Origin of the sequence: Rhodoferax lithotrophicus, from assembly GCF_019973615.1 — a bacterium.
Classification (GTDB): Bacteria; Pseudomonadota; Gammaproteobacteria; order Burkholderiales; family Burkholderiaceae_C; genus Rhodoferax; species Rhodoferax lithotrophicus.
Genome location: NZ_AP024238.1, coordinates 4881250 through 4899611 on the forward strand (window position 1 = coordinate 4881250; position 18362 = coordinate 4899611).

General features: G+C 56.8%; 11 protein-coding genes. 8 read left to right on the forward strand and 3 right to left on the reverse strand.

Going from position 1 to position 18362, the window contains the following annotated elements; translation table 11 throughout:
* Nucleotides 1–192: 192 nt before the first annotated feature.
* A complete protein-coding gene (locus LDN84_RS22585; protein WP_223906224.1) occupies nt 193–1449 on the reverse strand; it encodes a D-alanyl-D-alanine carboxypeptidase family protein in 1257 nt (418 codons plus the stop codon).
* Between the two features lie 330 nt (nt 1450–1779).
* Here LDN84_RS22585 and LDN84_RS22590 point away from each other — a divergent pair, with 330 nt between their 5' ends.
* The 5 genes from LDN84_RS22590 to LDN84_RS22610 all read left to right on the forward strand — a co-directional run bounded on the left by LDN84_RS22590 (nt 1780) and on the right by LDN84_RS22610 (nt 9380).
* A complete protein-coding gene (locus LDN84_RS22590; protein WP_223906226.1) occupies nt 1780–3009 on the forward strand; it encodes an IS110 family RNA-guided transposase in 1230 nt (409 codons plus the stop codon).
* Nucleotides 3010–3761: 752 nt separating this feature from the next.
* Complete coding sequence (locus LDN84_RS22595) at nt 3762–4688, forward strand: NAD-dependent epimerase/dehydratase family protein (protein ID WP_223906228.1); 927 nt, start codon at nt 3762–3764, stop codon at nt 4686–4688.
* A complete protein-coding gene (locus tag LDN84_RS22600) occupies nt 4685–7036 on the forward strand; it encodes a glycosyltransferase (RefSeq protein WP_223906231.1) in 2352 nt (783 codons plus the stop codon). The genes LDN84_RS22595 and LDN84_RS22600 overlap by 4 nt, the downstream gene beginning before the upstream one ends.
* On the forward strand, nt 7033–8703 hold the full coding sequence (locus tag LDN84_RS22605; protein WP_223906233.1) for a methyltransferase: 1671 nt from the start codon (nt 7033–7035) through the stop codon (nt 8701–8703). The genes LDN84_RS22600 and LDN84_RS22605 overlap by 4 nt, the downstream gene beginning before the upstream one ends.
* A complete protein-coding gene (locus LDN84_RS22610) occupies nt 8700–9380 on the forward strand; it encodes a histidine phosphatase family protein (protein ID WP_223906235.1) in 681 nt (226 codons plus the stop codon). The genes LDN84_RS22605 and LDN84_RS22610 overlap by 4 nt, the downstream gene beginning before the upstream one ends.
* A gap of 489 nt (nt 9381–9869) precedes the next feature.
* Here LDN84_RS22610 and LDN84_RS22615 read toward each other — a convergent pair whose 3' ends face one another.
* The gene (locus LDN84_RS22615) at nt 9870–10973 is read right to left on the reverse strand and encodes a DNA glycosylase AlkZ-like family protein (RefSeq protein ID WP_223906237.1); all 1104 of its coding nucleotides are present in this window, start codon (nt 10971–10973) and stop codon (nt 9870–9872) included.
* A 147-nt stretch (nt 10974–11120) separates the two neighbouring features.
* Here LDN84_RS22615 and rarD point away from each other — a divergent pair, with 147 nt between their 5' ends.
* The 3 genes from rarD to LDN84_RS22630 all read left to right on the forward strand — a co-directional run bounded on the left by rarD (nt 11121) and on the right by LDN84_RS22630 (nt 17403).
* Entirely contained in the window at nt 11121–12005 is an 885-nt protein-coding gene (gene rarD, locus LDN84_RS22620; RefSeq protein WP_223906239.1) for an EamA family transporter RarD, read from the forward strand.
* A gap of 11 nt (nt 12006–12016) precedes the next feature.
* The gene (locus LDN84_RS22625) at nt 12017–13138 is read left to right on the forward strand and encodes a DNA alkylation repair protein (protein WP_223906241.1); all 1122 of its coding nucleotides are present in this window, start codon (nt 12017–12019) and stop codon (nt 13136–13138) included.
* A gap of 134 nt (nt 13139–13272) precedes the next feature.
* Nucleotides 13273–17403: an EAL domain-containing protein gene (locus LDN84_RS22630; RefSeq protein ID WP_223906242.1), complete on the forward strand. Its 4131-nt coding sequence runs from the start codon at nt 13273–13275 to the stop codon at nt 17401–17403.
* On the opposite strand, the gene LDN84_RS22635 is transcribed toward LDN84_RS22630, so the two are convergent.
* Entirely contained in the window at nt 17330–18280 is a 951-nt protein-coding gene (locus tag LDN84_RS22635; protein WP_223906243.1) for a DMT family transporter, read from the reverse strand. The two genes, LDN84_RS22630 and LDN84_RS22635, sit on opposite strands and share 74 nt — an antisense overlap.
* Nucleotides 18281–18362 lie beyond the last annotated feature (82 nt).

The following is an 18362-nucleotide window of genomic DNA, read 5'->3' on the forward strand; positions in this document are numbered from 1 at the left end:
AATGAAATAAGTCAATATTATGCGCCAAGCACGCAAATTATTGATTTATTCTGAATTTCATATGGAATCCCTGATGGAATGCAAGGGATGGATTTTCGGCGATTTCGCTGTACGGCCGGCTCTTGTTCAGCCGAACTTGACGTTCACACCCGCCGTGGCGACGAGCGCCTGTTAGCGCCCATTCGCCAGCGTTCACTTTCCGAACAATTTGGTCATGTGCTGCCACATGCGCAGCAGCAGGCCCGCGCGTTCCACATCGGCCTGCGCGACGAGCGGGGTTTCGCCCACGGACTTGCCGTTTGAGGTGGCGATCACCTTGCCGATCACAGAACCCTTGGTCACCGGTGCCTCCAGGCCCGCCTTGAGCTCCACCGAGGTCTGCACTTGCTGGCCTCGCGGCACGGTCAACACCCACGGTTCGCCCAGACCGGCGGCAACCGTGTCTGCCTTGCCAAAGCTGACCTTGGCTCTCGAAACCACCGTGTTCGGCTGAATCGGGGTGACCTTCTCAAAGTTGCTGAAGCCCCAACCGAGCAGCTCTCGCGTCTCGTCAGCACGCGCCTGAGCGCTGTGGGTGTTGAGGATGACCGTGACCAGGCGCATCCCGTTGCGCTTGGATGAGGTGACTAGGCAGTAGCCAGCCTCTTCGGTGTGGCCCGTCTTCAGTCCGTCAACGCTCGGGTCGGTATAGAGCAGGGCATTGCGGTTGCCTTGCTTGATGCCGTTGTACTTGAACTCGCGTTCCGCGTAGATCGGGTAATAGTCCACGCTGTCGCGGATGATGGCGCGCGCCAGGATGGCGAGGTCACGCGCAGACGACTTGTGCGCCGGGTCGGGCAGGCCGGTGGGATTCACAAAATGCGTGTGCGTCATGCCAAGGCGCTGGGCTTCGGCATTCATCAGCTTGGCAAAACCCTCTTCGGAGCCCGCCATGTGCTCGGCAATCGCCTTGGACGCGTCGTTGCCCGACTGGATGATGATGCCGCGCAGCATGTCGATCACCGTAGCCTGGCTGTTGAGCGGCAGATACATACACGACTCGGTGCTCGAACCCCGGCACCAGGCGTTCTGACTGACCGAGACCAGGTCGGTTTGCTTGAGTTTGCCGGAGCGCAGCGCCTGCTCGACCATGTAGCTGGTCATCATCTTGGTCAGCGATGCTGGCGGCAATGGTTCATCCGCGTTGGCCGAGGCGAGCACCTCGCCGGAGTCGAAGTCCATCAACAGCCACGCCTTGGCGGGCAGCGCCGGCGGGTTACTTGCCAAGCTGGTTTCAGCAGCCAGTGGTGGCAGGGCGTTGACGGCGGGCGCAGCCTTTGTCGCGGCCTTTTTGTGAGGCACCGGCTTGGTGGCTTGGTGTTTGGCCGCGAAGGACGCTGAGCTGGGAAGCATGATGCCTGCGGCGATGGCGAAAACGACAGGGAAGAGGGATAAAGATTTGGTTTGCATGGTATTTTCGGACAGAGCGCCGATTGTCGCGCTTCGGCATCGACCTTGTATCGAGCTAACTTTCATGAATCCAGGCCGATGCCCCGGATGATGAAAGAAACTTGAGGGAGGAGGTGCAGAGGTAGAAGTCGAGAAAATTCTTTGGGGCTGGCACCCCGATAGCTAACTTGACTCACCCACACCGACTCGTACCCCGAATTGACTCCATCGGTTTTGCCGATGAGATCTCACGTTAAACAGGGCTGCCGGGCGCAAGGCCGGACAAGCAATTTCGGTGGGGTACCCCGGCACCTCCAGTTTTGAAGTTTACCTTTCAACTGGAGGATATCGATGGAACTTACCCCCATCTACAAGCGCGTGATTGGCCTGGACGTGCACCAAGCCCAGATCAGCGGCTGCGCCATCGTGGAGCAAGCCGATGGCACTGTCAGCGTCGAGCGGCACGAGTTCGGCGGCTTCAAGCGCGACCGCAAAGCGCTGGCTGAATGGGCGCACTCGATCAGCCCGGATGTGGTTGTCATGGAGAGCACCGGCATTTACTGGAAAAGTCCATTTGCAGCCCTGGAGTCAGTGGACATCATCGCTTGGGTGGTCAATGCCCGCCACGTCAAAGCGGTGCCGGGTCGCAAAACCGATGTGGCCGATGCGCAGTGGCTGGCCACACTGGCGCGCGCCGGGCTGCTGCGGGCCTCCTTCATTGCCAAAGCTGACCTGCGCAGCCTGCGCCATATTGCACGACACAGACAAAAGCTCGGCGGCATGCTCGCCAGCGAGAAGAACCGGTTACACAAACTGCTCACCGATGCGGGTATCCGCTTGGGTGTGGTGGTGTCTGACTTGCACGGGCAGTCAGCACGCGCCATGGTGAAGGCCCTGATCGCAGGCAAAAGCGTGCCCGAGGTGCTGAGCTTGGCCAGTAATCGCTTGCGTGCCAGCCGCGAAGATATCTTTGAGGCGCTACAGGCTGAAGAACTCACACCAGCACATCGCTTTGTTCTCACCGAAATCATGGTGCATATCGAGGAGCTCGAAAACCGTATCGCCCGCTTTGATGCAGAGTTGCTGCGCTCTTTGCGGGATGCCGGTTATGGGGTACCTTTGCAACTGCTGCAAACCTTGCCGGGCATTGACCTGATGGGAGCGGCCATGCTGCTGGTGGAGATCGGTGTGGACATGAGCGTGTTTGGCAGTGCGCAGCGACTGGCATCCTGGGTGGGCATGTGTCCGGGCAACAACGAGTCCGCAGGCAAGCGCAAAAGTGGGCGCATCAGAAAAGGCAACGCCTGGGTGCGTCGGCTGCTGTGCGAGTTCGCGCAAGCTGCTGGGCGCAGTCGCTGCGCGCTCAAAGATAAGTTTCAGGCCCTCAACGTGCGCAAGGGGCACAAACGATCCATCGTGGCGTTGGGGCACAAGATGCTGCGCACGATCTATGCGATGCTGCGCAAAAAGACGCATTACGTGGATAAAACAGTGGACTACGAGGCCTTGATGGTGGCGCGCAATGCGCCGCGCTGGTTGCAGATGTTGGTCAAGCACGGCTATGTGCCTGCGCACGCCTGATTTACTGACTTCTTGAGATTAACGTGTCTTGCGCATGGCTTGGTCGGGTCAGGGGTTTGCTCGTCTGACGGTTGGGTTCTTTCACGTTAAGTTGCCGCCTGGGCAGGGAATGCCCCCATGATCGGAACAGTCTGACGCAAGGCTACGTGCCACAGGCTCGACCGGCTTGAGCCAAGCGAGCGTGGTCAAAGTCAATCGGTTTCACGGCACTTGAAGACAAGGTTTGAACTCTGACAGCCCGTGAATGTCGGGTAATATCTGATCTGACGTTGCTACTTCTCTTCATGCTCCAGGTTCGGGTTCGGAGTGACGGTTAATCCGTTGAGTCAGTATCTTCGTTGAGAATGACCCGTTTGCCAACATTGACCTCATTGCGCTTATGCGCATGCCTTGCTCCAGGCAGCCTCTCAGACCCAAAGAAGCATTGATCGTCCGTGTTGGTTTTCATTTGGAGCCAATACGATGCCTACATCAATACCGAAAGCCACGTTGGACAATCGATCCAACCAGCTAAATCCTCTTCATCCCTCTTATTACCTCTCTCGAAGTTACGACCGAGAACAAGCCCAAGCGTTAGCGAAGCAACAGGTAATCGTCATACAACTGGGTGCGCCAGCGATTCGTGATGTCAGTTTTCGCAAGAAATCCATACCTAGATCAAAGCCAAAACCTAAAAAATAGGCAGGCAATAGATATACCTATGCAGCCGAGGTAAACATAACCTCGGCTGCTCACATTCTTGGAGTTAAAAATTGAATCAGAGAGTACTGATCACTGGATCAGAAGGCTTGATAGGTCGTGTTGTCAGAGAGTCGTTGTCCGAGCAAGGATTTGTGGTGAAGGGCTTTGACATTCGAGGCAAAGGTAGTGAGAAAGGTGATGTACGCGACGCGACTAGCGTTGCAGACGCAATGACCTCCTGCGATGGGGTGTTGCATCTTGCGGCAGTCTCCCGCGTTGTTTGGGGCGAGCGTGATCCTGAGCTTTGCTGGACGACCAATGTTGGTGGTCTCATGAATGTTCTGAATGCAGGAAAGAAACAAAATCGGTTACCGTGGATCATCTTTGCAAGCAGTCGGGAGGTCTACGGCCAGCCAGTTGTACTTCCGGCGACTGAGGATACCCCGTTGATGCCCATGAACGTCTACGCCCGCTCGAAAGTGGAAGGTGAGCGTCTGGTTCAACTTGCTCGTGAATACGGACTGCGCACATCAATTGTCAGGTTATCAAACGTTTTTGGGCGAACCTCTGACCATGTGGATCGAGTTGTTCCAGCGTTTGCCAGAGCTGCAGTCGCAGGGGCATCGCTAAGAGTTGATGGTGCAGATCACACGTTCGATTTCACCCATGTAGAAGATGTCAGTCGTGGCATCGTTTCACTGATTCAACGTATGGTCGATGGGGGAGAAGGCTTAGCCCCAATTCATTTTGTTTCAGGCAAGGCGACCACGCTGGGCGAACTTGCAGCACTGGCAATTGAGTTTGCCAAGAGTCAATCCACGGTCATAAGCGCCCCTCCTCGCCACTTTGACGTGGCAAGGTTCTATGGAGCACCGATTCGTGCCAAAAGTGCTTTGAACTGGGTGCCCCAAGTGCCATTGAGAGAGGGGCTGTCACGCCTTATCGCCGATTTTGAACACGAAGCCTACTCGCCATCCAATACATTGAGTGCCACATGAAGATACTGAAAGTTATCCATGGCTATCCGATGCGATACAACGCTGGATCGGAGGTCTACAGCCAAACCTTGTGTCAGGCGCTTGCTGATCGGAATGAGGTCCACGTATTCACCCGTGAAGAGGACTCTTTCGCACAGGACTATCGCATCAGAACCGAGCAGGACCCTGAGGATGCGAGGATTACTTTGCACCTTGTCAACAACCCCCGCAACAAAGACAGGTATCGTGCGACAGGCATCGACCAGCGTTTCGCGGAACTACTGGATATGCTGCAGCCCGATATTGTTCATGTCGGTCATCTCAACCACCTGTCTACATCCTTGTTGAATGAGGCAGCCAGCAGAGAAATCCCCATTGTCTATACCCTTCACGACTATTGGGTGATGTGTCCGCGTGGGCAGTTCATGCAGACCTTTCCTGTGGATCCAAAAAATCTATGGGCGGCGTGCGATGGTCAAGAAGACAGAAAGTGCGCGGAACGTTGCTATTCACGCTATTTCAGTGGTGCGTCGAACGAATATGAAACGGATGTTGCTTACTGGACCAAATGGGTGGCGCGTCGCATGCAGCACATGCGTGAGATGGCTGAGTTGGTTGATGTCTTCATCGCTCCAGCCAGATACCTGCTTGATCGATATCGAGATGACTTTGGCTTGCCAGCGGGCAAGTTGAAATACTTGGACTATGGCTTTGATCGGCAGAGATCACAAGGCCGCAAGCGTACACTGGGTGAATCCATTACTTTTGGCTACATTGGAACGCACATTCCTGCCAAAGGCATTCACGATTTGATCAAAGCCTTCGGTCTAGTGCGTGGTGACGCCGCTTTGCGGATTTGGGGACGTCACCGCGGCCAGGACACAGAAGCGCTCCAAGATTTGGCTCGTGATTTACCTGCCGGGCTTGTTGGACGAGTTCAGTGGATGCCCGAATATCGGAATCAGGACATTGTTCGGGAGGTGTTCGATCAGGTGGATGCGATCATTGTTCCGTCGGTCTGGGTTGAAAACTCCCCCTTGGTCATCCACGAGGCACAGCAGGCGAGAGTGCCTGTTATCACTGCTAATGTCGGTGGAATGGGAGAGTATGTCCATCACGAAATAAATGGGCTGCTGTTTGAGCACCGATCACATGAGGCACTCGCGGTGCAAATGCAGCGACTGATAGATGAGCCAATGTTGCTTGAGCGATTGGGTCAGCGTGGCTATCTCTTCAGTGAAACAGGAGATATCCCACCGATTGATGATCATGTCTGTGACATTGAGGCAATATATGAATCACAGCTTCGACGCAGAGATCGCGCTCGGATCAAGGCCGGAGATGGCCCCTGGCGCATCACCTTCGACACCAATCCAGATACATGTAACCTGAACTGCATCATGTGCGAGGAACACTCTCCACACAGTACCTTGCAGGATCAACGTCAGGCGCGTGGTCAAAGTCGTCGAATCATGCCGTTCCATCTGATTGAGCAGGTGGTTGCGCAGGCTGTTCCCCATGGTCTGCGCGAAATCATCCCATCCACCATGGGTGAGCCGCTTGTATATGACAACTTCGAGAGCATCCTGAATCTATGCCAACACCACGGTGTCAAGCTGAATCTTACGACCAACGGCACGTTTCCTAGGCTTGGTGCAAAAACATGGGCAGAGCGCATCGTTCCAGTGACCTCGGACGTGAAGATCTCGTGGAATGGGGCCACCCAGGCAACACAAGAGTCAATCATGCTTGGAGTTCGCTGGGATGCGATGCTGCGCAATGTGCGTGAATTCGTTGCTGTTCGAGATACTCACGCTGCCGCTGGTGGAAATAGGTGTCGTGTGACCTTTCAGATGACCTTTCTGGAATCGAATGTCGGCGAGTTGGCTGATATCGTTCGCCTTGCGGTTGAACTTGGCGTGGATCGATTGAAAGGGCATCACTTGTGGGCACATTTCAAAGAAATCGAGATGTTGTCACTGCGAAGGATCCCAGAGTCTATTCAGCGATGGAACGAGGCAGTTCTTGAAGCTCGCAAAGCCGTTTCTGAACGCATGCTGCCCAATGGTCGACCGCTCTTGCTGGAAAACATCTTTCTATTAGATGAAAGTGCTTTGACGGATCTCGCCCCCGAAGGCGTGTGCCCATTTTTGGGGCAAGAAGCATGGGTGAGCGCAGAGGGACGCTTTGATCCTTGTTGTGCACCAGACGCCCAACGTCGCACCTTGGGCGATTTTGGCCGTCTTCATGAACTCGGTGTGATTGAGATTTGGAACGGCCCAGCCTATCGGGATTTGAAGTTGTCTTACCGAAATAAGGCCTTGTGCTTGGGATGCAACATGCGCAAACCCGTTGAGGTGACTCAATGAGTTGGGATGATTTGACTATCTCCTCTTGTGGGACGCATCACCTCAGGGAGGCAGTACCAATCTACACCAATCGTTTTGACTCCGTTTTGAAGTTCCACGCTCCAGGCCTGGCACCGGTACGCCTTGGGGACTTGGCTTGGCATATCCAAGTCGATGGATCTACTGCATACAACAGCCGATTCAGGCGGACATTCGGTTTTTATGAGGGCTTGGCTGCAGTCGTTGCTGATGATGGTGCCTTTCACATTACACCAGCAGGTGCACATGTCTATTCGCAACGATACGCCTGGTGTGGAAATTTCCAAGGGGGACGTTGCACGGTCAGAGCGTTCTCTGGTGACTACTTCCATATCAATTCAGCGGGTGTTCCAGCATATGGCGACAGATGGCGCTATGCGGGAGACTATCGAGATGGCATCGCAGTCGTTCAGTCTGTCTTGGGTGTTTCTACCCACATTGACGAGACCGGAGAAATGTTGCACGGCCTCTGGTTTGAAGACCTGGATGTATTTCACAAAGGTTTTGCGCGCGCAAGGGATTCAAGTGGGTGGATGCACATCGATTGTGCCGGGCACCCGATCTATACACGCCGGTTTGCATCAGTTGAACCCTTCTATAACGGGCAAGCCCGTGTCGAGACTTTCAGTGGAGGGCTGGAGATCATCGAAGAAACTGGACGAACTCTGACGGTATTACGCCCCCAGAGACATTCTGATTTCTCGGCCTTGTCTGCTGATATGGTTGGTTTTTGGCGTACTCAAACCATCGCCTCTGCCGTTGAGCTTGGAGTGTTGGATACCCTGCCTTCGACGGCTTTAGAACTTGCCAAAGAATTGGCTTTGCATGCAGATCGTTTGACTAGGATGCTGCGAGCACTGAGTGAAATGAACATTGTCCACGAGGTCTCTGGCGTGTGGCGGTTGACAGATCGTGGCATGTACTTGCGCAAGGATCATCCGTTGACATTGGCGCACGCTGCCATTGAATACGGCTATCACTTTCCAAGAATGTGGGCAAATTTGTCTGAGGCAATACGTCGGGGTGGCTCATGGAATTCTCCAGACATTTTCGGCTCAGTTGCAATGGACGCTGCACGTGGTGAGTTGCATCACCAGATGCTACGCAGTTACGCGCGCCACGACTACCTGGGTGTTCCGGCGGCTTTGGGCTTGACCGGAACTGAACGGCTGATTGATGCAGGGGGTGGCTTGGGCGATTTAGCCGATGTCTTGTTGGATGAATATCCAGACCTGAACATCACACTATTGGATCGCCCGGAAGTCATTCAGCAGGCTCGTCATGAGCACGCTAAACGTGCGCCGATATCCTGGCTGCCCAGGGACTTCTTTGACGAATGGGGAATTTCTGCAGACGTTGTGATCTTGGCTCGGATTCTCCACGATTGGGATGATGCAGATGCCTTACGCATCTTGACCCGTGCGCGTGAAAGCTTGAGCGCTGGTTGTCGCCTGTTTGTTGTCGAGATGGTGTTATCAGATGACAATCCTGGTGGAGGACTTTGCGATCTCCATTTACTGATGGCTACCGGTGGGCGAGAGCGATCATTGGGGCATTTTGCAGACCTGCTAAGGCGCGCTGGGTTCGAGCTGAAGGAAGTAAGACACCTGAGTACACTGCCATCCATTCTGGTGGCTGATGCAATATGACCTGCAGCATTGAAAAGAATGCGTTGTGTCGGACCATCCGGCAACTCCAGACCGTGCCGAAAACTGAGCCAGTGGCGATGCTTGTCAGGCACTCCATCCGTGATGGCATTCCTGACGGCACCACAGGCATTGATGTGCCCCTAAATGAGTTGGGCATTTATTGGTGTCATGAACTGAGAAAAGCGATGCATGGCAGGATCAAATCAGTTCATTCCAGTCCTGTGCGGCGATGCATGCAAACCGCAGAGATCTTGACTCAATCCGCTACCAATGAATGTCTTGTTTCAGTTGATCGCCATTTAGGTGCACCTGGGGTTTATGTACTTGACGAGCAGATGTCTTGGGGAAACTGGCTGAAATTAGGAAATGATGGGGTCATCCAGCATCTAATTTCTGGTGAAGGTGCATTACCTGGGATGGCGGATCCATCTGAAGCCGCACACCGCCTTATCAAGCATATGCTCGCGAGCATTGCGTCGCAACCAGGCATGCATGTCTTCGTCTCTCATGACTCGATAGTTGCGCCTACAGTGGCACGCGTGATCGGTCAAAAGATGACGCAGAATCAATGGCCAGAGTTTCTGGATGCTGCACTTATATGGCGCAACGAAAACTTCATAATGGTGGCATACCGAGACACTGTAAGCCAAACCTTGATTGATCTACCAGGGCGCTGATATAGCCTTAAAAAATGGTTTAGTGCGCGGGATCACTGTAGTCCCTTACGCTCAATATAAGCTTTTGGCATGAAGAAATTCCCGCGAACTGCTGCTGATTAGCCTCAGAAATGATGAAGCTGGCCTGCCCGAAAACGGGCACTTGTGGCCGTCGGCTCCTGCTGCGTACCTGACTACTCAAAGTACAGTGAAAAAGACCGGTGTGAGTCAGAAACGGTCCCAATATCCAAAGACACCTGGCCATCCCCAGCGTAGTTTCCTCAGCCTTCTGGGCGGCAACGCCCCACGCACCGAAAAATCCAGCCACATCACGGTATTTCAAGGAAAAGCCCCAGCGGGCCAGCCGGTTGTTCACAACGGGAAACCGGGCGTTGACAGCATCAGACCGGACACCTGGCCGTCCAACAAACAGGGGTTTGCCCGGGCAATGACACCACTTTAGGCCTGAGCGAAGCCTGCGCCAGGATGGTCTTGCGGCGACTGGCGTAGTCAAGCCGGGCTGCGGCTGGGCAAGGCCAAAAATACGCGCAAGCGAACCAGCTCGTCGTCCAGTGCCAGCCGGTAGGCCGCCTCGTTTGGGGCGCGGCCTGACACATAGCCCAGATCGGCCTGCAACTGCGCGTTTTGAACACTCAAATTGGCCCATCCAATGACCTGGTCACGCCATAACAAGGGCAAGGCGTAGTAGCCGCGCAGCCGTTTGGGGGCCGGGGTGTAGGCCTCAAAACGGTAGGCCCAGCCCCAAAAAAGCTCAAAGCGCCGCCGGTCCCACACCACCGGGTCAAACGGAGCCAGCAACCGTACCGCCTCGGGCACTTGGCAACGTGCTGCGGGGTTTTCATCCCCAGGCCAAAGCCAGGTGATACCGTCCACGTTGGCACTGGCCAGCCGTTGCTTGGCACGTTGCAGGGCAACCTGGCGCAGACTCGCCCACTGGGGCGCTCCCCCGCGCAGAAGACCCACCAATTCAGCCAGTGAGCGCTCCGGCAAGGGGGCGTATTTCTGCACGATCACGTCCACCAACGCATCCATGGCCTGGGCCGGGTCGGTGACGAGGGAATCCGGGGCTGGCAGCTGGTGCGCGGCGTAGGTGCGCACACCTTTGACGCGCCCGGCAATACGCAGCAGGCCGCGGTACTGCATGTCATCAAGCAACTGTGTACTGGCCCTGGACGAGCCACCAAACCAGTTGCGGGCCGAGCCGTGGGCAAAGTGTGCATCCACCTCGCGTGGGTGCACCGTGCCGTGGGCGCGGACAAAGTCCAGCACCGCCTGGGCCTGCGCCAGGCGCTCGGGTGACCACACGGCGGCGGGTGTGCGTGGGTGCATCAGGGCTTGGGTGGCGCGCGGCAGAAAACCGTAGTTGACGAAAAAGTCTTCTTCAATGTCGAGGGTGGGGTAGAGCCGCTCCAGATCACCGGCACAGTAGCCTTTGACACGATGACGCAGCGTCAGGTCTTGTGCCCTTGCCGGGGCGCGGATCGGGTCGGCCTGCACAAAGCCCAGGCGCTGAATGGTGCGTTCCAGGCTCAGCGGGCCAAACAGGCTGCGCGCCAGCGCATAACGCCGCAAGGTGGTGAGGGTGATGGCCATGGGAAATGGGTTTATAACTGTGCAAAAATACAGTATATCCATCCCCGGTACAGCTTGTCCATCCTCGCATACCGGACACATTTGACCTTCATCACCGCACCCCAATAACTTGGTGCTTACCATTCTGAACATGAGTGATCTCCAACCATGAACACCGGCGTGCTTTATGCCGGTCTGGCGTACATCTGCTGGGGCCTGTTCCCCATTTTTTTCAAGCAACTGAGCAACGTCCATCCTTTTGAGGTGGTGATGCACCGCATGGTGTGGTCGCTGTTGTTTCTGGTGTGTGTGCTGGCTGTGCTTAAGCGCTGGGCCTGGCTGCGCGAGCTGCTGCGCCAGCCTCGGGTGCTGGCAGCATTTGCCCTGTCGGCCTTGCTGTTGTCGGCCAATTGGTCGGTGTACGTGTGGGCAGTGCACAACGCCCATGTGGTGGATGCCAGCCTGGGCTATTTCATCTTGCCGCTGGTGAATGTGGCGTTTGGTTTTATCTTTTTGAAAGAGCGTCCACGCCCCGGTCAGTGGCTGGCTGTGGCGGTGGCGGCCACGGGTGTGTTGTGGCTGGCGGTACAGGCCGGGCGGCTTCCTTGGGTGGCTTTGGTGCTGGCTTTCACCTTTGGTTTTTACGGCCTGCTGCGCAAGGTGGCCACGCTGGGTGCGCTGGAAGGGCTGACGCTGGAAACCCTGCTGCTGTCGCCGTTTGCGCTGGGATTGCTGGTGTGGTGGACCTGGCATGGGCAAGGTGCGCTGGTGCAGGGTGACATACCCACCCTGGGCTGGCTGTTGCTGGCCGGGCCGCTGACTGCGGTGCCCTTGCTGCTTTTTGCAGCGGGCGCACGCCGTATTCCCATGGCCACGCTGGGTATCCTGCAATACATTTCGCCCAGTCTACAAATGCTGGTGGGAGTGTGGATGTACGGAGAGACGTTTGAATCCACCCGGTTTGTCGGCTTTGGCCTGGTCTGGTCGGCATTGGTGATTTATAGCCTGGAAGGCTTGTGGACAGTGCGCAAGCCGCTATCAAATCAAAACTGAACAAGAAACCTATGGCAGAGCCCCTGAAAAACCAATATGGCGCTGATGTGCCGCATGCCATAGCCGCCATGATCTCAGCGGTGCACCCGGCTTTCAACAGCGCGGGTTTTGTGCGTGAGGTGCTGGACGGGTATGACGCACTTGAGCTGATGCCGCGTGGCAAAAAAATCGCCCAGGCCCTGCACGCCTACTTGCCAGACGATTACGGTCGGGCGGTGGCGATCCTGCTGGACTCGCTGGATCAGCCGCATGGCCGCGACCCCGGCCTGAGCCTGGCTTCATTCTTGTACCTACCCCACACCCAGTTTGTGGCCGAGTACGGCCTGGCGCATTTTGAGTTGTCGATGCGTGCCCAGCACGCGCTGACCCAGCGTTTTACCGCCGAGTTCAGCATTCGCCCCTTTCTGCTGCACCACCCTGAGGCCACGTTGGCGCAGCTCATGGCGTGGACGCAAGACCCCAGCGCCCATGTGCGGCGGCTGGTGTCGGAAGGCACCCGCCCGCGCCTGCCCTGGGCTCCCCGCCTGCGCCAGTTTCAGCATGATCCAACACCGGTGCTGGCCTTGCTGGAGCGGCTCAAGGATGACCCCGAGCTGTATGTGCGCCGCTCGGTGGCCAACAACCTGAACGACATTGGCAAAGATCACCCCGAGATCTTGGCCCACACCGCCCAGGCCTGGCTGCAGGATGCCACTGCCGAGCGCAACTGGATCGTCGGCCACGCCCTGCGCTCGGCCGTCAAACGGGGTGAAACTGCGGCCCTTGCGGTGTTGGGTTTTGGCCAGAGCGCCCAGGTGGTGGTGGAACAGGTTCAGATCAGTCCGGCGCGTGTCGCCATTGGTGACGCAGTCAGTATTGCCTTTGAATTGCATAACCCCTTGTCTGCGCCCCAGACGGTGTTGGTGGACTTGGCGGTGCATTACGTCAAAGCCAGCGGTCAGCCCCGCGCCAAGGTGTTCAAGCTCAAAACGCTGGAACTTGCCCCAGGCCAAACCGTGTCATTGGTCAAGAAGCTGTCATTGGATCAGATGAGTACGCGCACCCATTACCCCGGACGGCACCAGGTAGATGCCGTGATTAATGGGCAGGCCAGGGCATTGGGGGCGTTTGAGTTGGTTCAGCGGGATCCATAAGGCAGGTTGAGGCATCCAGGCGTTGGATGGGCGAGGCCTGCAACGCCGGTTTATCTTGTTCGGGTCATGGCGCATAGAATGAAACGTATAAGAATTCCACAATTAAAGGAATCCATCTTCTGAAGGTACCGATGATGTTCACTTCTCGTCTTCGAATGACGATTTTGTATCTGGTTCTAGCTGTCATCTGGATCTACCTGTCTGACCAGGGGCTCGCTACGCTGTTAGGTGATTCGGGTCTGGTCACTGATTGGCAAACACTCAAGGGCCTGGCTTTTATCCTGCTGAATGGCGGGCTGGTTTATTGGTTGGCCGGGCGCAGCGCAGGTGAGCCGGTCGCGGTCAAATTAGTGACCGATACACGTGTACGCTGGATTTCGGCGGGGGTGTTTCTGGCTTCTCTGGCTTTAGGCGTGGGACTGATCACGATCATCGAGAGTGCCCGCGTTCAGCAGCGGCGGGCCGTTGCACTGGATCGGGCTGCAGACCATGCACACGCACTGCAGTTGCAGATTGATCGTGCGATGTCGGCCACCTATGCACTGGCGGCAATGGTGCGTCAAGGGCAGGGCCGTATTCACAACTTTGAAGCCCTGACGACGCAGATGCTGCCACTCTACCCAGGGGTCAGCGCACTGGTGCTGGCACCCGGTGGGGTGGTCTCTGAGATCGCTCCACGTGCGGGCAACGAACGTGCCATCGGTATCGACAATTTAAACGATCCCAAGCACCGCACGGACGCACTCAGGGCCATGGACAGCCGGGCGGTCACGCTCGAAGGCCCGGTGACACTCAGTGATGGCAGCAGTGGCCTGATCGGTCGGCTGGCAGTGTTCCTCGGTGATGGGAAGTCAGCGCATTTTTGGGGGTTTGTGACGGCGGTGGCGGAGATGAACGAGCTGATGCGTATCTGCAATCTGCAGCAAATGGCAGAGTTCGGCTACAACTACCGCCTTGTTCATAACGGTGCCAATGCCCTTGTATCTGTCCTGGCGCAGTCAACATCTGCCGCACTTGATGACCCGGTGGTACATAACATTCAGGTGTCAAACAGCCAGTGGATTCTGGGTGTTGCACCGATCTCCGGCTGGCATTCCTACCCCTCGCTGCTGGTCGAACTTTTATTGGCGCTGTTGGCAAGCTCTTTGCTGGCCTACCTCGCATACGTCTTGTTGCGTCACCCACAACTATTGCAGCGTGAGGTTGAACTGCGTACCAAGGAGTTGGCCGCTGCCAACCAGCGCCTTGGCAATCTGCACCAAGCCGTTGAGCAGAGTCCTGCCACCGTTGTGATCACGAATCGCGAGGGGAAAATCGAATATGTCAATCCAAAATTCACCGAACTCACCGGCTACACCGCCGCAGAGACGCTTGGTCAAACCTCGCAGCTGATCCAGTCTGGACTGACCTCCGATGAGGTGTACACAGCGATGTGGCAAACCCTGCTGGCCGGGAAGGAGTGGCGCGGCGAATTGTGCAATCGCAAGAAAAATGGCGATCTTTACTGGGAGTTCGAGGTAATTGCGCCCGTACGCAACGAACAAGGCGAGATTGCACACTTCATCGCCGTCAAAGAGGATGTCACCGAGTGGCGGCTGGCACGCGTGGCGCTGGAGCGGCTGAACCGCACCTTGCGCGTGCTCAGTGAGGCGAACAGCGCGCTGGTGCGTACCAGTGATGAGGCCACACTGCTGGCGGAGGTGGGGCGGATCCTGGTTGAAGTGGGTGGCTATTGCTTTGTCTGGGTCGGTATGCCCGAGCCAGGCCACGAAACGGTGTTGCGCCCGGTCATGATAGTTCCCGGAGATAGTGTGGAGGCGGCGTTGTTAACACATGATCGCGGCACCAAAGCCCACTGGCCGGGTTTTGTGGGTGCGGCAATAACCCAAGAACGCCCCATCATCTGCATGTCTATTGCAGATGATGCCTACTATGTCGAAGCCAGCGAAGCCGTTCGCCGTTGCGGTTGTGTGGCGGGTGCTGCGCTGCCTCTGGTGTCGGGGCATGAGGACTTTGGGGTTCTGGTGTTGCATGCGGGTGACAAGGAAACACTGGGTCAGGAAGAGCTGGTGCTGTTGCAGGAGCTTGCCGACGACCTTGCTTATGGCATTGCAAGCCGGCGCAGTGAAGACATCCTGCACCTGCATGAGCAGGCAATCGAGGCTTCCAGCAACGGCATCATGATTTCATCGGTGCTGGATGCCGACCATCCATTCACCTATGTCAACCCAGCCTTCGAGCGCATCACCGGCTACGGCGTTGCCGATGCAGTGGGACGGAATGGACGCTTCCTGCTGGGGTCAGACTTTGAACAACCTGAGCTCGATAGCATCCGCCTGGCCTTACGCGAGGGCCGCGAAGGGCATGCTGTTTTACGCAATTACCGTAAGGACGGCAGCATGTTCTGGTGCGAACTGTCGGTGTCGCCGGTGCGCCGCCATGGTGGCCTGGTGACACACTTCGTTTCGGTGTTGACCGATATCACGGAGAGCAAAAACTACGAGGCAACGCTGGAATACCAATCCAACCACGACCAGCTCACCGGACTGCCGAACCGCAACCTGCTGGATGACCGCCTGGATCAGTCACTGGTTCACGCAGCGCGTGCTGACGATGAGGTCGCCATTATGGTGATCGGTCTGGATCGTTTCAAGATGATCAACGACGGACTCGGTCATGCCGTAGGTGATGCCTTGTTGAAGCTGGCGGCACTCCGGCTGCAGTCGTGTATGCGTGATGGAGACACCCTGGCGCGGCTTGGTGGCGACGAATTTGTCATGATCTTGCCAACTACGGATGCCACCCGCACCGCGCAGATCGTGTGCGGACGTATTCAGGCAGAGTTGGCTTTGCCGTTTGTGCTGCAGGCGCACCACCTGACCCTGTCTGCCAGCATGGGCATCAGCCTGTACCCGAATGACGCAGGTGATACGCAGGGACTGCTGCGCCACGCCGAGGCGGCCATGTACCGGGCCAAGGAACAGGGGCGCAACGGAATACAGTTTTTCACCGCGGATATCAACCAGCGGGTGCACGAGTTACTGACCATGGAAAGCCAGTTGCGCCAGGCCCTTGCCAACGGTGAATTTCTGCTGCATTACCAGCCCCAGGTTGATCTGATGAGCGGCTCCATTGTCGCCGCCGAGGCATTGGTACGCTGGCAACACCCTGAACGCGGCATGGTGCCGCCCGTGGACTTCATTGCTCTGGCAGAGGAAACCGGGCTGATCGTACCGTTGGGTGAATGGGTTCTGGTGGAAGCTTGCCGTCAACACCGCACGTGGCTGGATGCCGGATTGGCGGCGGGGCGAATCGCTGTCAACCTTTCAGCGCGGCAATTCAGCGACGCTGGTTTACTGCCATTGATCAAACGCGTGCTGGCCGATACCGGCCTGCCACCGGCCCTGCTTGACCTGGAGGTGACGGAAAGCATGGCGATGCAGGATGTGGACCGGGCCATTGAATTGCTGCAAGAACTCACCCGCCTGGGGGTGCGGATATCTCTGGACGACTTTGGTACCGGGCATTCATCACTGAGTTATCTGCAACGTTTTGCCGTCAACACCCTGAAGGTTGACCGCAGCTTTGTGCACGAAGTCGCCACAGATCCACAACGGTCCGCCATCACCAGCACGATCATTGTCATGGCGCACAACCTGGGATTGACGGTGGTCGCTGAGGGCGTTGAAACCTTGGTTGAACTTAGCTACCTGCGCCAACACGCTTGCGACGAGATTCAGGGCTACTATTTCAGCCGTCCTTTACCGGCTGCAGAATACGAAGCCCTGTTGCGCGAGCGGCGCAGCCTGGCACAGCCCCTGCCAAGTGAGGGCGAGGCGGTGCGCACCTTGCTTCTGGTGGATGATGAGCCCAACGTGTTGTCGGCGCTCAAGCGCCTGTTGCGGCGCGACGGCTACCAGATATTGACCTCCACCAGTGCACGTGAAGGCCTTGATCTGCTGGCGACCAACGCGATCCAAGTGATCATCTCGGACCAGCGCATGCCAGAGATGAGTGGTACAGAATTCCTCTCGCGGGTCAGACAATTGCACCCGCACACGGTACGCTTGGTGCTGTCGGGCTACACCGACCTCAATACGGTCACCGAAGCGATCAACGAAGGCGCCATCTACAAATTCCTGACCAAACCGTGGAACGACAATGACATGCGGGAAACTATCCGGCTGGCGTTCACGGTGCAGGAGGAGAACCAGCGGCGCTGGCCGGGCGACCCCACCACTGCCGCACCCATCCCCCGGCACTGACCAGCACAATGCCGATCAGCACCGGAATGGCACCCAGCAAAAAGCGCAGCTCAATCGGCTCATTCAGCAGCCAGGCCCCAAACACTATGCCAAACAAGGGTGTAAGGAACGAGAACACACCCAGGCGTGAGGCCAGGTAATGGCGCAACAGCCAAAACCATGCCAAAAAACTGGCAAATGACACCACCAAGGTGTGAAACGCCAAACTGGCCCAAACCTGCAGTGTGAGGTTAAAGCGCGCCTGCCCGGTGACCAGCGCACCAACCAGCAGCAACAGAAAAGCCCCTATCAACTGGTACAACAGAGTCTGTGTAGCAGGTGCTTTTGACAGGGCAGAACTGCGCACTACCACCGTGGTCGCAGCCCAGGACACCCCCGCCATCAGGCCCAGAAAGTCGCCCCACAACGCATCACCCGCAACCGCATGGGTGGAGGAGCTGCGTCCCAAAAAGGTCAACGCAATACCGCCAAATGCCAGCGCAATACCTAGCCATTGCAGCGCACCCAAGCGTTCGGCTGGCAGGCGCCAGTGCAGGCCCAGCGCGGCAAACATCGGTGCGGTATACAAAAACACCACCATGTGTGACGCAGTGGTGTGACGCAGGCCCTCGGCCACCAGCAAAAACTCCAGCGCAAACAGCACCCCAACCACCACGCCAGCTGGCAAGGTGCCATCACGCCAGTCCATGCGTTCACCACGCCACCACATCACCAGCGCCACCAGCAACGCGGCCCCACCCGAGCGCAGGGCGATCTGCATGATGGGGGAAATATCGTTCACAGTGGCTTTCAGCACCACCTGCTGCAAACCCCAAACGGCGCACAGCACCAACATCAGGGTCACGGCTCGGGGATCAAGGGCTTGGCGGCTAGACATGGCAACAAGGGTAGAAAAAGAGGAGGTTGGATTATTGGTGTGACGGCTTTCATTGATATAGTGAAAACCAGACAATCCATAC